Raw genomic sequence first — 14,188 nt, 5'->3', positions numbered from 1 at the left:
CGCATTGAAAGAAGAGATTGCCCAACTGAAAATTCTGCAGACCATCGATCTGGAAATCAACGAGATGGACAGCCGCCTGGCCGCGGTGACCTCCGGCCTGGACCAGCGGCGGGCTGTCATCGCCCAACGCCAGGCCGAGGCTGAACAGCTCCGGGAGCGGTTGGCCGCCCTGGAACAGCGCCAGCGGGAGATGGAGACCGGCCTGGAGGAGGATCTGGCCCGGATCCGTGACCGCCAGGCCAAGATGATGAACATTCAAACCAACCGCGAGTACCAGAGCCTGCTCAAGGAGTCCGAGGACGCCAAAAAATCGAGCAAAGAGCGGGAAGAGGAGCTGCTGCGCCTGACCGGCGAGATCGAGGAGGTCAGCCAAAAGATCGAGGAGTGCGACAACCTCCGAGCCGGCGAAGAGAAGCTGCTGGCCGATGACAGCAAGGAGGCCGACAGCAAGCTGGCCGAGCTGAGCGGCGCCAAGGAGAAGATCCTCAAAAAACGGGCCACCAAGAGCAAAAATATTCCCGCCTCCATCCTCAAAAAATATGAGATGCTGCGGGAGCGCCGCAAGGGCCTGGCCCTGGTCGGGGTGGTGGACGGGGTCTGCCGGGGCTGCTTCATGAATATTCCGCCCCAGCTCTTCAACGACCTGCTCAAGGAAGAGAAGCTGCTGATCTGCCCCACCTGCAACCGGATCATGCATCACCAGACGGCCGACGAGAACTGATCCCGCGGCTTTCGGCTTTACGGCCCTTGTCTTTTTGCTCGAAAGGCCTTAAGTTGCCGGCTGGATCGGGGCGGGCGCATGGTCGCCGGCCTCGGCGGCTCTGGCCGCCGAGGCCGGAGGAAAGTCCGAACTCCGCCGGGCAGGGAGGTTCGTAACGCGAACCGGGGGCAACCCCAGGGAAAGTGCCACAGAAAATATACCGCCGGCGCCCCGGCGTCGGTAAGGGTGAAATGGCGAGGTAAGAGCTCACCGCTTGCCTGGTGACAGGCAAGGCAGGGTAAACCCCTCCCGGAGCAAGATCAAATAGGGAAACGTTTGAGGGCGGCCCGTCCGAAGTTTCCGGGTAGATCGCAAGAGACGCCGGGCAACCGGCGCCCTTAGAGAAATGACCATGGCCCAGCTTTGGGTACAAAATTCGGCTTATAGCCCGCCCCGATCCTTTTTCCCCGGCAGAACGGGCCGCGATCCCCGGCACCGGGCCACCCCCTGCCCCCCTCTCCCTCCCGCTACCCTTTGGGGCCGTTGAAAAATCATGCCCGACTCTCCACACCATAAGGCTGGCAGTTGCGCGGCGGTTATTGCCGCCGGGGGGAGCGGGACCCGCATGGGCGGCGGCACCCCCAAGCAGTTTTTGGAGCTGGCCGGAGTGCCTTTGCTGGTTCATTGCCTGCGGGCCTTCGCGGCGGTACCCGAGATCGGCCCGCTGGTGGTAAGCACCAACGCCGAATACCTGGAACACACCCGCGAACTCACGGCCCGGCATGGCTTTGACCATATCCTGGTGGTGGCCGGCGGGGCCAGCCGGCAGGAGTCGGTGGCCAACGGCCTGGCCGCCCTGGCACCCCAGGTGCGGGAAACCACCCTGGTGGCCGTGCACGACGGGGCCCGCCCCCTGGTGGAGCCGGAACTGATTCGCCGCTGCCTGGCCGCCGCCCGCCAACACGGGGCGGCCATTGCCGCCATTGCCGTGCGGGACACCCTGAAACGGGCCGGCGGCGGCCAGCATCCCCTGATCGCCGCCACCGTCGAGCGGGAAGGGCTCTGGCAGGCTCAAACCCCCCAAGTGACCACCTTCGCCCTCCTGCACCGAGCCCTGGAAGAAGCCGCCGCCACCGGCTTTATCGGCACCGACGAGGCCGCGCTCCTGGAACGGCAGGGCTTCCCGGTGGCCCTGGTGCCGGCCAGCACCTCCAACCTCAAGGTAACCCACCCCGAAGACCTTTCCCTGGCCGAGGCCCTGCTGATGAAAAACCATACCCTGCCCCGCATCGGCCACGGCTACGATGTCCATCGCCTGGTCCCGGAACGCAAGCTGATTTTAGGGGGGGTGGAGATCACCCACCGGCTGGGACTGCTGGGGCACTCCGACGCCGACGTGCTGACCCACGCCCTCTGCGACGCCATTCTCGGGGCTTTGGGAGCCGGGGATATCGGCCACCACTTCCCCGACCACGACCCCAGCTACCGGGGCATCTCCAGCCTCAAACTGCTGGCCGCAGTCATGGAGCGGGCTGCCGCCGCCGGCTGCCGCCTGACCAACGCCGATCTCACCATCGTCGCCCAGCAACCCAAGTTGGCCCCCCATCTCCCGGAAATGCGCCAGAAGCTGGCCAGAATCTGCCGGGTGGAACCCGAGCGGATCAACATTAAGGCCACCACCACCGAGGGCCTGGGGTTCGCCGGCCGCCAGGAAGGGATCGCCGCCCACGCCATGGTTCTGCTGGCGGTTCAACCGGCCAGTTCGTAGCTGGCCTCCAGATGGTGGATCGCCCCCTTGGGGGTTAACTGGCTGGAGTAAAGGTGAAATTCGCTGATTGTGAAGATTGGGCTGCGGTAAAGGTTGTTGCCGGCCAGAAAATTACCCAGACGCTGCCGCGGCACCCGGTCCAGACGGGCCACCGTAACGTGGGGGGAGAATTTGCGTTTCTCCGGCGCCACCAGCCCCCGGCGGACCAGCACATTTTCCACCTTGCGGTAAAGGGCGGTCACCGGCTCAACCGGTTCCACCCCGGCCCAGAGAATCCGGGCCGGCCCCCGGGGCGGAAAGCAGCCGAAGCCCCGCAAGCCCATGCTGAAGGGGGAAGCTTTGACTGCGGCCAGGGCCTGACCAAGGTCACGGAAGAGCCCGCCGTCCACCTCGCCGATAAAACGCAGGGTCAGATGCAACTGCTCCTCCGGAACCCAGCGGGCCCCGGGCAGACCAAAACCCAGGGCCGCCAATTCCCGGGCCACGGTGGCCGGCAGATCAACGGCGGTAAACAGGCGATACATAAAGCCCTCCTTGCCCGAGGCAGACACCGAATTCGGCGAACCAGCACAAGCGATTGACAGCAACGCCCCGATAATATAGTTTGCCCTCACCTCTAAACCTGGCGGCCAAGCCCCGGCCCGCGTCGCCACCCCGATCAAATTACCGGCGCAAAGATTATGTCGCAAGCAGCAAATTCCGCCTCCCGCCTCTGCGTTTCCCTGGCCCGCGCCGACCTGGCCGCCTTGGTGGAAGCCGCCCACCGGGCGGCTCCCCTGGCCGACCTGCTGGAACTCCGCCTGGACGCCCTCACCGGCAGCGCGGCCAATCTCCCGGAGAGTGCCTTGAAGGAGCTGGTGGCCAGCCTGCCCCGGCCGCTGCTCTTCACCAACCGGCCGGCTTGGGAAGGGGGCCAGTACCAGGGCCCCGAGGAGCAGCGGGTCGCCCCCCTGCTGGCGGCCCTGGCCGCCGGCTGCGCCTGGGTGGATATCGAACTGCGAACCGAGGCCGCGCTGCGAAACCGGGTCATCGCGGCGGCCCTGGCCCCGCCCCGCCCCGGAGAGAAGGTGCCGGGGCGGGCGATTGTCTCCTGGCACGATTTCACCGGCACCCCGGACGCCACCACCCTGGCCGGGATTGTCCGGCGCCAGCAGGAGGCCGGGGCCGCGGTGGGCAAACTGGTCACCATGGCCCACTCCTTCCGGGATGTGCTGCGGGTCCTGGCCCTGCAGGAGCTGGCCGCCGACCTCAATTTCCCCCTGATCGCCTTCTGCATGGGGGACGCCGGCATGATCAGCCGCCTGGCCACCTGTCGCCTGGGGGGCTTCATGACCTACGCCGCCGCCGAGGCGGGGGAGGCCACGGCCCCGGGTCAACTGCCCGCCGCCGTGCTGCGGCAGATCGAAAGCCTCATCATGGCCCGGGGGGAATAACTGCCATGCAGATCAACGGTCACACCGAACTTTACGGCATTATCGGCAATCCGGTTCGCCACAGCCTCAGCCCCCTGATGCATAACGCCGCGTTTGCCGCCCTTGGCCTGAACAAGGTTTATCTGCCCTTTCCCGCCGCCGATGCCGCCGCGGCGGTGGCCGCCATCCGGGCTCTGGAGATTGCCGGGGTCAGCGTGACCATACCCCACAAGCAGGCGGTGATCCCTCTCCTTGACGGGGTGGACCCGGTGGCGGTCCGGATCGGGGCGGTCAACACCATCGTCCGGCAAGGGGGGGAACTGCTGGGCTTTAATACCGACTGGCTGGGGGCCAATCGGGCCTTGAGCCGGGAGCTGGATCTGGCCGGCGCCAGGGTGCTGCTGCTGGGGGCCGGCGGCTCGGCCCGGGCCATCGGCTTCGGGCTGCAGGAAGCGGGTGCCCGGGTGACCCTGGCCAGCCGCACCCCGGAAAACGGCCGGGAGCTGGCCCAGCACCTCAACTGTCCCTGGCTGCCCCTGGCCCAAGCCGGGCAGCACCAAGCCGATGCCCTGGTTAACGCCACATCGGTGGGAATGGCTCCCCAGGCCGCAAATTCGCCCCTGCCGGCGGCGGCCCTGGCCAACTTTCCGGTGGTGATGGATATCGTTTACGCGCCGTTGGAGACCCGGCTGCTACGGGAGGCCAGGGCGGCGGGGTGCCGGGGGATCGATGGCCTGCAGATGCTACTCCACCAGGGAGCGGCCCAATTCGAGCTGTGGACCGGCGAGCCCGCCCCCCTTGAGGTGATGCGGCAAAGCCTGCTGGCCGGCCTGAACCATAAAACTTGAGGAAATCAGCATGCAGGAGTTTCAGGAGATAACCCCCAGCGGCAAAATCAGGGCCGAGATCCGGGTCCCCGGCTCCAAGAGCATTACCCAGCGGGCTCTGATCGCCGCCGCCCTGGCGGAGGGGGCCAGCACCATCAGCGGTCCCCTGGCCAGTGAAGACACCGAATATACCGCCGCCGCCCTGCGGGCCATGGGCATAACCATCGACCAGGGGGAGGAAAACTGGCGGGTTTTCGGCCAGGGTGGCGCCATCGCCACTCCGGCCACCGAGATCTATCTGGGCAACAACGGCACCGCCACCCGCTTTCTTACTTCGGTGACCGCTCTCGGCCGGGGCATTTTCCTGATCAACGGCGACCGGCGCATGGCCGAGCGGCCCATCGCCCCGCTGCTCACCGCCCTGGCCGGCTGGGGGGCCAGGATCCGCAGCCTGAACAATAACGGCTGCCCCCCCCTGGAGATCCAGGCCGCCGGCCTGGAAGGGGGCCCCACCGTCCTGCCCGAGGGCAAGAGCAGCCAGTATCTCTCCTCGCTGCTGCTGGTCGCCCCCTATGCCACCCGGCCCGCCGAACTGCGGGTGGAGGGCGAGGTCCTCTCCAAGCCCTACGTGACCATGACCTTGGCGGTGATGAAATCATTCGGGGTGGAGGTGACCGCCAACCCCGAACTGAATTACTTCCGCATTCCAACGGGCCGTTACCGGGGTCGGGAATATCCGGTGGAGGGGGATGCCTCCAGCGCCTCCTATTTCTGGGCCGCCGCCGCGGTCACCGGCGGCTCGGTGACCGTGGAGAATGTGCCCTTTCCCTCATTGCAGGGGGACGCGGTGCTGGTGGATATCCTCGAGCGGATGGGCTGCCGGGTGGAACGGAGTCCGCGGGGAATCACGGTCAGCGCCGAGGAGGAGTTGCGGGGGGTGGAGGTGGACATGGGCGACTGCCCCGATGTGGTGCCAACCCTGGCGGTGGTGGCGGCCCTGGCCAGGGGCCGGACGGTGATCCGCAATATCGCCCATCTGCGGATCAAGGAGTGCGACCGGCTGGGAGTGATGGCCGGCGAACTGGCCAAACTGGGGGTCAAAACCGAGGAGGGCCCCGACTTCCTGGTGGTGGAAGGCCGCGGTCGCGACCACAACTACCATGGAGCCGCAATCGCCACCCACAACGATCACCGCATCGCCATGTGCTTTGCCGTGGCCGGCCTGGCCATTGCCGGAATCAGGATCGAAAACCCCGGCTGCGTCAAAAAATCGTTCCCCGACTTCTGGCAGCGCTTTGCCCGGCTCACCGGCTGATCAGCGGCCGAAACCGGGCACCACGATCCCCTCGCCCTCCAACCCCTTGAGCATCTCTTGCAGGCCGCCATCGCCGAGATCATCCATGGCGAAAAACTCGGCCAGCCCCACCCGCTGGTAACCGGCCGGGGGCTGGAATTCAGCGGCAGGGATCTTTTTCTGCTCAATCCGAATCACATCAAGGCTGGTGTAGCTCTCCTGGCCCAAATGGGTAACGCTGCGCAGGGGCCAGCCCCGGCCCAGCAGCCTGGCGTATTCGGCGGAAGCGGCCAGGGCCGCCTTGTCACCACCGCACTCCATCCGGGCCAGGCTGCCGCTCCCCGCCAGTTCCTTCATCAAAGCGGGATCGTCGGCCAGCCACACCTCCTCAGACATTTGCCCGTCCTGCAATACCTGATAGCGGGTGGTGGCGAAACCGGCGATCTTCTCCCCCGCCCCCTCCCGGCGCACCGTGATCACCGGCGCCGCCGGCTTGGCCATCTCCAGCCCCAAAGCCCCCAGCATGGAGGAGGCCGCGTCCATCATCCCCTGGACCAGCTCGCAATATTCGGTGGAACTGCCCTGGGCGTAGCGCCGGGCCGCGGGATCGACCATGGTTATCAGGTCGGCCCGCAAATCGAAAATCAGCCAAAGCTCATCGGGCCGGGCGGGCACCGTTTTAAGCTTACCCTCCTGCACATAGGTGACCTCCCCTCCCCTTTCATGCTGAACAAACCCGGCCCCGGCCGGCGGCGGGACCATCAGCAACAGCACCAACAGCAGTAACCCTCCCCAACCGGATCGCATCTCACTTCCTCCCTCTGCGTGCTTGATAAGATAAACCTTCCCGAAGTTCAGACCAACCTCATCAGGGCCCGGCCCAGGGGGTCGGCCGGGGGCTCCTCTCCCCGGCGGCGGGCGGCAAAATGATCCAGCAGGCCATTGGCCAGCCGCTTGCCCAACTGCACCCCCTCCTGGTCAAAGGAGTTGATGTTCCAGATAAATCCCTGGAACACCACCTTGGCCTCATAGAGGGCGAGCAGGGCCCCCAGGGTGGCCGGAGTCAGCCGGTCGGCCAGCAGAATGCTGTTGGGTCGATTGCCGGGAAAACGGCGGTTGGGATTGGGATCATCCTGGCCCACCGCCAGGGCCAGGGCTTGGGCCAGCAGGTTGGCCAACAGCTTTTCCTGGGCGGTGGTCCCTTGCACCAGGCAATCCTCCCCCGACTGACTCCGGCGAAAACCGATGAACTCCACCGGCACCACGGTGGTTCCCTGATGGAGCAACTGATAGAAGGCATGCTGCCCGTTGGTGCCCGGCTCTCCCCAGACCACCGGCCCGCTCTGCCAGCCCAAGGGTTCACCCAGCCGGCTGACCCCCTTGCCGTTACTCTCCATATCCAACTGCTGCAGATGGGCGGCAAAACGGATCAGGGCCTGGCTGTAGGGTAACACCGCCACACTCTCGCTGCCCAGGAAGTTGTGGTTCCAGATCCCCAGCAGGGCCAGGAGCAGGGCCGGATTGCTGGAGATATCCGGGTTCATGGCGGCCTCGTCCATCCCGTGGGCGCCCCGCAGAATCTCCAGCACCTGTTGGTAGCCCAGGGCGAAGGCCAGGGTCACCAGACCCACCATGGAGGTGGCGCTGTAGCGGCCGCCGATATAATCGAACATATAGAAGGAGCGCAGGTAGCGGCGGGGGTTATCCATGGGGCTGCCCTCGCCGGTGACCGCCACGAAAAAATCCTTGGGATCGAGTCCGGCCTGCTGGTAGGCCCGGCGCACCAGCTCCTCGTTGGCCAGGGTTTCCAGGGTGGTGCCGCTCTTGGAGACCACGTTGACCAGGGTCCGGGACAGATCAAGGCCCCGCAGCACCGCCGCGGCGTCGTCGGGATCGACATTACTGATGAAGCGGGCCCGGCGGTCGGGGCTGGCATAGGCCTCCAGGGCCAGATAAAGAGCCCGGGGGCCCAAGTCGGAACCGCCGATCCCCACCTGGACCATGGTGGTAAAGGGCTCACCCCGGGGATTGGTCAGCTCTCCGCTCTCCAGTTGCTCCAGGAAAACCCGCAACTTTTCCAGCTCGGCGGTTGCCCGGGCGGTGGCGGCGGGCTCCCGGGGATGATCGTTGAAGATATCCCGGCTGCTGCAGTGGAGAACCTGACGATTTTCACCGGCAAACCCGGCGATCCGGTTGAGGACCGCCCCCTGCCGCATCAGGGCAAACTGGGCCACCGCCCCGCTCTGCTCGGCCAGGTCCTGGAGGGCGGCCAAAACAACCTGATCCACCCGCTGACCAAAATAGAGCAACTCAAAGCCGCCCCCTCTACTGCGGTAAGTGGCAATTCTCTCCGGAGCAACCACCCCGGGGCCACGCAGGTCCAGGGGCCGGGCGGCCAGCTCCCGCAACTGACCCCAGGCTGCCAGCTTGCTGAAATCTTTAAAAGAGTTGTGCAAATCCTCCATCATTACCCCCAAATATCGGTGCCGCGGCCATGGCGAGGCCCTCAACCCCTTTACCCTTGCCGTAACGTGCTTTTTCTGCTACAAAAAAAGTGCCGCGCGGCGCTGTGGCCGGCCCAGGCGTCCTGCTTGTCCAACGATAGCAGATAAAAACGGCGCCGGCAAAACTGATTGAACCTTTTTTGAATTTGACGAGGTGGGGCCATGTCCCTGATGGTGGCGGAACAGGATCTCTATCGGGCTTGCGAGGTTATTTTCGGCTCGAAACTGGATCTTTCCTCCGATTTCCTGCAATATCTCCAACTCTCGGGAGTTAAGAGCGCCTACCGCCAGCGGGCCCTGGAAACCCATCCCGATCGTTTCCTGGCCCAAGCAGACGCCGACGAGCAGCAGCGCAGCGGCCTGCTGTTCCATGATGTCCAGCGGGCCTATGAGAACCTGGTCAACTACCTGCAAGCCCGGGAACAGGGCCTTATCCTGCCCTCCCCCCGTCGGGCCGGCAACGGCAGCCGCCGCCCCCACCCGAAGGCCTATTCCCCCAACGGGGCCGGGGGGCGGCGAACCAAAACCGGCTTCAAGGCGGGGGAGGAACAGCGGGGGAAAAAACAACAACCCAAAGAGAGCGCCTTTGGCGGCTGCTTCTGGAACCTGGGAGAGCTCTACCAGGGGCCACTCCCCAACCGCCGTTTGCTGCTGGGCCATTTTCTCTACTATTCCGGGATCACTTCCTGGCGCACCATTGTCCAGGCCCTGATCTGGCAACGGAGCAACCGGCCTAAAATCGGTGAGATCAGCCGCCGTTTCGGGCTGCTGGACGACGCGGCCATCGAGATGGTGCTGAAAAGTCGGCAGGGGCTGCAGCCCTTCGGCCAATCCGCTCTCAAACTGGGCCTGCTGGACGAGAGCCAGCTGCGCCTGCTGATCCAGGTCCAGCAAAGGATGCAACGCAAGTTCGGCGAGTATTTCGTTGAGCATGGCCTGCTCCAGCCCCGTCAGCTGGCCCGCCTGCTCCAGGAGTACCACGAGCACAACAATCGTCTGGCTCGAGCCTTTGCCGGCCACCGCCCCTGATCCCAGCAACCAGTTCTCCTCCGGGGGGCCCTTTTGCCTTATAACAATCTAATCTATCTGCTGCTGGTCATTCTGATCCTGGTCACCAGGGGAGCCCCGGAAGAGGCGCAACTGCCCGGCCTGGCCGCCCTGGGGCTCTTCCTGGCCAAGGGCCTGCTCTTTGCCGGGCTGTGCCACCGCGCCTTTCGCCGGCCCGGCCCGCGCTCCAGCGCCGCTTACTTCCGGGCCGAGCAGCGTTTTTCCATTTTGGCGGTGATCTCCCTGGCCGCGGATGTTTACCTGCTGGATGCCCACTACTATCTGGTTCAGCTGCCGGGCGCCGCCACCCTGCCCTTTCTGGTTTACCTGAGCGGAGTCGGACTCTTCCTGGCTTACCTCGCGATTCTCTGGGACCGGGCCCGACCCTCCTACGACCTGGTTTTCGGGGCCGCCACCCGCCCCCTCCCCTTCCTGATCGCCAACCTCAAGTTCAACCTGGTGATCCTGCTTCCCTGGCTGCTGATCAACCTGCTGGCCGACCTCCTGGCCCTGAGTGAGTTCACCCCGGTCCAGCGACTGCTGGCCTCCCCCTGGGGGGAACCCCTGCTGATCCTGGCCTTTTTTCTCCTCCTGATGCTGATCTTTCCCCTGCTGGCCACCCGGCTCTGGGGCTGCACCCCGTTGCCCGACGGCCCCCTGCGCCGGCACCTGGAGGAGTTCTGCCGCCGGCAGGGGGTCAAGTTTCGTGAGATCATGTTCTGGCCGCTCTTCGAGGGCCGCTTGCTCACCGCCGCGGTGATGGGCTTAACCGGCCGCTTTCGCCATCTGCTGATCACCCCGGCCCTGATCAAGGCCCTGACCGTAGAGGAGCTGGAGGCGGTGGTGGCCCATGAGATCGGTCATGTCAAACATCACCATCTGCCCCTTTACCTGCTCTTTTTCCTGGGCTTCGGCCTCTTCGCCCACCTGGCTTCCACCCCGTTCCTGGTGCTGCTGCTGGATTCGGCCCTGCTGGAGACCCTGGTTCTGCTCAGCGGCAAATCACCCCTGGCGATCATCGGCCTGCTGGGAACCGTGGCCCTGGTGCTGTTGCTTGTGCTCTATTTTCGCTTTCTCTTCGGTTTTTTCATGCGCAATTTCGAACGCCAAGCCGATCTTTACGCCCTGGCCACGGTGGGGGATGCCGGGCCGCTGGTCCGGGTTTTTGAAAAGATCGCCTGGCTGGGCGGCAAGATTCGCGATCTGCCCAGTTGGCACCATTTCGGCATCGGCCAGCGGATCGACTTTCTCGAAGCCAGCCAGCGGACCCCACGCCTGGTCAGCCGCCATCACCGCAAGGTGCGGCTGGCCCTGATCCTTTTCCTGCTGCTGCTCACCGCCACCGTCGCCTGGCTTTGGCGGCTACCGCCGGAATTCTCGGAGGAGCGGGCCCATGGCCGCCTGGTGGAAAGCATCATCATGGAAAAGATCCGGGCCGAGCCCGATAATCCCGCCTGGTTGCGCTACCTGGGCGATCTCCACTACCTGCGCGGCCAGCACCGCGAGGCGGTCGGAGCCTATGAACACGCCCTGGGCCTGGACCGGGACCAGCCGGATATCCTCAACAACCTGGCCTGGCTGCTGCTCACCACCGACGATCCCGCCCTGTTCGACCCGGAACGGGCCTTGCCCCTGGCGCAACGGGCCATGCGCCTGCGTCCGGAACCCCATATTATCGACACCCTGGCCACCACCTGGTGGCTGCTGGGAGAGCGGGAGCAAGCGGTGGCCCTGGCGGAAAAAGCCCTGGCGGCCAACCCCCGCGAGCGGCAATATTTCCAGGAGCAACTCCACAAGTTCCGTTACCAGCCACCACCCGGCCCGCCGGGCACACGGAGAAACGACTCATGAGCAAAGGCCTGCTGATTATCTACACCGGCCATGGCAAGGGCAAAACCAGCGCCGCCTTCGGCCAGGCCCTGCGGGCCGCCGGCCAGGGGCTGCGAGTCTGCGTCATCCAGTTTGTCAAGGCCCGCCCCAGCGGGGAGTTGCAGGCTCTGGCCCAACTGGGAGCGGCGGTGGAGCTGCATCAGGTGGGCTCCGGCTTCAGCTGGCAGGATCGGGAGCTGGAGAAGTTCCGGGCCAGCGCCCTGGCGGGCTGGCAGCTGGCCACGACCAAGATCGCCGCCGGCGACCATGACCTGGTGGTGCTGGATGAGCTGACCTATCTGGTCAATTTCGCCATCCTCAGCGCCGACCAGATCATCGAAACCGCCCGGACCCGACCCGCCGGCCAGCATCTGCTGATCACCGGCCGCGACGCCGATCCCGGGCTGATCGCGGCCGCCGACCTGGTCACGGAGATGCGGGAGATCAAACACCCCTTCCAGCAGGGGATCAAAGCCCAGAAAGGGATCGAGTTCTGATCAGGGGGTATACTTGAAATCGGGGGGGATCGGGCCGGCCTTGAGGTGGGCCGCCAACTGGCGCCCCAGTTGCTGGGCGGCCTCGAACTGTTCCGGAGTGTGGCCAAAATGGCGATAGAAATGGCTGAGCGGGGAAGAGGAACGTTCCGGCGCGATGCCGGCAATCTTGAAAAACACCCCCAGGGTGCGCCAGGGTTCGGCCTGGGGATGATCGAACACCAGGGGCCCCAGCGGGGTGGCTCCCATCCGCTCCAGGCGACGACGCAGATAACGCCAGTGGCTTGACCAGTAGCCCCGGCAGGAGATCAGGGCCAACACCGGCCGCCCCCGGAAGAGTTGGGGGCGGCTATCCAGCAGGCTCAGAATCGGGCCGCTGACGTTCCAGGACCAGGTGGGGCCGCCCAGGATAACCAGATCCCAGGGCTCGCCATCCGCGACCTCCAGGGGCTCAATGGGGTGACGCCGCCGGAAAAGGGTGGTCAGCATCAGCCGGACGGTCTTGAGGATCGAGCCCAGGGGAAAGCGCAGGGGGTGCAACGGGCAGATCCGTTCCTGGTGGACCACGACCCCCTCGTCGCCCAGACCGGAGGCCAGCCTTCGCACCAGCACGGAACTCTGGCCACTGTACGAATAGTAGAGGATCAAAACCCGGATTGGTTTAAGATAAACCGACATGCCGATAATTTTCCGGATAGTGGGCAAGGTGATGAAGGGCGAAGGGCTTCCGGCCGCTCTCAGCCTGACGCCAACCAGAATGTTGCGGCCAGATTAGGCGACATCGGCAAGGAAAACAAGTGAAATCACTCCAGAAAGGGACAAAAGAGCAAATGGACAACAAGCACCGGATTATCATTGTCGGAGCCGGACTTTCCGGGTTGGCCACTGCCCATTTTCTGGGGAAGGAAAACCGGGGGCAGATCCTGATTCTGGAACAGAGCGATCGTCCCGGGGGGGCGATCCGCTCCTTCCGGGAAGAAGGCTACCGGGCCGAATGGGGCCCCCACGGCTTTCTGGACAACAACCCGGAGAGCCGGGAACTGCTGGCCGCCACCGGCCTGGCGGAGCAAGCGGTCAAGGCCCCGCTGGGCAACAACGTCCGTTTTGTCTGCCACCAGGGACGGCTGGTCGCCCTGCCCCAGAGCCCCAAGGCCCTGCTGACCACCCCCCTGCTCTCGCTGCGGGGCAAGCTGCGGCTGGCGGGAGAGCTGTTTAAAAAACCCCTGCCCGACGGTCACACCATCGGGGAGTGGGCCGCCCACCGCTTCGGGCCCGAGATTTTACCCCTGGTGGACGCGGCGGTTACCGGCACCTACGCCGGCGACTACCAGCGCCTGAGTATCGACGCGGTGATGCCGGGGGCCCGGCGGCTGGAAAAGGAGTATGGCTCGCTGCTCCGCGGCCTGCTCAAGGAGCGGGGCCGGGGGAAAAAAACGCCGGCTGGCCAGGACACTCCTCCCCCCCCGGGGACCCCGGCCGCGAAACGGCTGCCGGCCATGACCAGTTTCCCCCATGGCATGGAGTACCTGGCGGAACGGCTCAGCCAGGATCTTCAGATTATTTACGACTGCGGCGTGGAGGAGATCAACCAGCAGCCGAAGGCCGGGGGCGCTGCTGAAGGGGGGTGGGAGGTGCGCTGTCGCCAGGGCCGGTTCCAGGCCCAGTACCTGGTCCTGGCCCTGCCGGTCAATCAGGCTCTGGGCCTGCTGAACCGGTTCAAACCGCCGGTGGCCGCGATTCCCGAGGCCAGAATCGCCACCGTGGCCATGGGCTTCGACCGCCGGCAGGCCCGGATACCGGCCGGCTTCGGCTATCTGGCCCCGGAGCGGGAAGGGCGCTTCACCCTGGGGGCCCTCTTCTCCTCCCATATGTTTCCGGAGCGGGCCCCCGCCGACCACCACCTGCTGGAAGCCCTGGTGGGGGGACGCCGCCACCCGGAACGCCTGGAGCTTGGCGACCAGGAACTGATCGAACGAATCTACGCCGACCTGAAGGAGTTGCTGCCCCTGCCCGCCCCGCCGGAGTTTGCCCGGGTTCTCCGTTCACCCGGCGGTATTCCCCAGTTGGAGGAGGACCACCCCCGGCTGCTGGCCTGGCGGGAGCAGCTGCAAACGGAGCAGCCCGGTTTGCAGCTCACCGGTTTCGGCTGGGACGGCATCGGGATGAACGACATGATGAAAGCGGCCAAGCAGTGCGCCGAACTGATCCTCCGGGGCCAGACCCAACAGGGGGAGGCCGCCCTGCGCCCGGTCTATTTCTAGGATTCCGCTTCT

General features: G+C 65.4%; 13 protein-coding genes and 1 other RNA gene. 10 read left to right on the top strand and 4 right to left on the bottom strand.

Translation table 11 applies throughout. From position 1 onward, the window contains the following. The first annotated feature begins 4 nt into the window (after positions 1-4). The 3 genes from ACHHRT_RS03470 to ispD all read left to right on the top strand — a co-directional run bounded on the left by ACHHRT_RS03470 (position 5) and on the right by ispD (position 2,468). Positions 5-721, top strand: a complete 717-nt coding sequence (locus ACHHRT_RS03470) for a zinc ribbon domain-containing protein (protein WP_395497727.1) — start codon at positions 5-7, stop codon at positions 719-721. Positions 722-787: 66 nt separating this feature from the next. Then, an RNA gene (gene rnpB / locus ACHHRT_RS03465) (RNase P RNA component class A) lies at positions 788-1,160 on the top strand. A 93-nt stretch (positions 1,161-1,253) separates the two neighbouring features. Continuing rightward, positions 1,254-2,468 (top strand): 2-C-methyl-D-erythritol 4-phosphate cytidylyltransferase, encoded by a 1,215-nt coding sequence (ispD, locus tag ACHHRT_RS03460; RefSeq protein WP_395497725.1) that lies wholly within the window; start codon positions 1,254-1,256, stop codon positions 2,466-2,468. Here the strand turns inward: ispD and thpR are convergent. Continuing rightward, on the bottom strand, positions 2,450-2,992 hold the full coding sequence (gene thpR / locus ACHHRT_RS03455; RefSeq protein ID WP_395497723.1) for an RNA 2',3'-cyclic phosphodiesterase: 543 nt from the start codon (positions 2,990-2,992) through the stop codon (positions 2,450-2,452). The genes ispD and thpR overlap by 19 nt on opposite strands. Before the next feature lie 156 nt (positions 2,993-3,148). Here thpR and aroD point away from each other — a divergent pair, with 156 nt between their 5' ends. The 3 genes from aroD to aroA are packed head-to-tail and all read left to right on the top strand — an operon-like array spanning position 3,149 to position 6,022. Beyond that, positions 3,149-3,901 (top strand): type I 3-dehydroquinate dehydratase, encoded by a 753-nt coding sequence (gene aroD / locus ACHHRT_RS03450; RefSeq protein ID WP_395497721.1) that lies wholly within the window; start codon positions 3,149-3,151, stop codon positions 3,899-3,901. 5 nt (positions 3,902-3,906) lie between these two features. Further along, entirely contained in the window at positions 3,907-4,728 is an 822-nt protein-coding gene (locus ACHHRT_RS03445) for a shikimate dehydrogenase (RefSeq protein WP_395497719.1), read from the top strand. 10 nt (positions 4,729-4,738) lie between these two features. Further along, positions 4,739-6,022: a 3-phosphoshikimate 1-carboxyvinyltransferase gene (gene aroA / locus ACHHRT_RS03440; protein ID WP_395497717.1), complete on the top strand. Its 1,284-nt coding sequence runs from the start codon at positions 4,739-4,741 to the stop codon at positions 6,020-6,022. On the opposite strand, the gene ACHHRT_RS03435 is transcribed toward aroA, so the two are convergent. Then, entirely contained in the window at positions 6,023-6,808 is a 786-nt protein-coding gene (locus ACHHRT_RS03435; protein WP_395497715.1) for a DUF4412 domain-containing protein, read from the bottom strand. It lies immediately after the preceding gene. Positions 6,809-6,855: 47 nt separating this feature from the next. Then, positions 6,856-8,466: a glucose-6-phosphate isomerase gene (locus ACHHRT_RS03430; protein WP_395497852.1), complete on the bottom strand. Its 1,611-nt coding sequence runs from the start codon at positions 8,464-8,466 to the stop codon at positions 6,856-6,858. Between the two features lie 201 nt (positions 8,467-8,667). On the opposite strand from ACHHRT_RS03430, the gene ACHHRT_RS03425 reads away from it, so the two are divergent. The 3 genes from ACHHRT_RS03425 to cobO are packed head-to-tail and all read left to right on the top strand — an operon-like array spanning position 8,668 to position 11,918. After that, positions 8,668-9,534 carry a J domain-containing protein gene (locus ACHHRT_RS03425; RefSeq protein WP_395497713.1) on the top strand — a complete coding sequence of 289 codons (867 nt, stop codon included), beginning with the start codon at positions 8,668-8,670 and terminating at the stop codon, positions 9,532-9,534. Between the two features lie 33 nt (positions 9,535-9,567). Beyond that, a complete protein-coding gene (locus ACHHRT_RS03420) occupies positions 9,568-11,403 on the top strand; it encodes a M48 family metallopeptidase (protein WP_395497711.1) in 1,836 nt (611 codons plus the stop codon). After that, entirely contained in the window at positions 11,400-11,918 is a 519-nt protein-coding gene (cobO, locus tag ACHHRT_RS03415; protein ID WP_395497709.1) for a cob(I)yrinic acid a,c-diamide adenosyltransferase, read from the top strand. The genes ACHHRT_RS03420 and cobO overlap by 4 nt, the downstream gene beginning before the upstream one ends. Here the strand turns inward: cobO and ACHHRT_RS03410 are convergent, their stop codons facing one another. Further along, entirely contained in the window at positions 11,919-12,593 is a 675-nt protein-coding gene (locus ACHHRT_RS03410; protein ID WP_395497707.1) for a flavodoxin family protein, read from the bottom strand. Positions 12,594-12,745: 152 nt separating this feature from the next. Here ACHHRT_RS03410 and hemG point away from each other — a divergent pair, with 152 nt between their 5' ends. Then, complete coding sequence (hemG, locus tag ACHHRT_RS03405; RefSeq protein ID WP_395497705.1) at positions 12,746-14,176, top strand: protoporphyrinogen oxidase; 1,431 nt, start codon at positions 12,746-12,748, stop codon at positions 14,174-14,176. Positions 14,177-14,188: the final 12 nt, after the last annotated feature.

Origin of the sequence: Desulfurivibrio modestus (assembly GCF_044068625.1) — a bacterium.
Taxonomy (GTDB): domain Bacteria; phylum Desulfobacterota; class Desulfobulbia; order Desulfobulbales; family Desulfurivibrionaceae; genus Desulfurivibrio.
The sequence above is the reverse complement of the archived record's forward strand: the minus strand, read 5'-3'. Positions and strand labels throughout refer to the sequence as shown.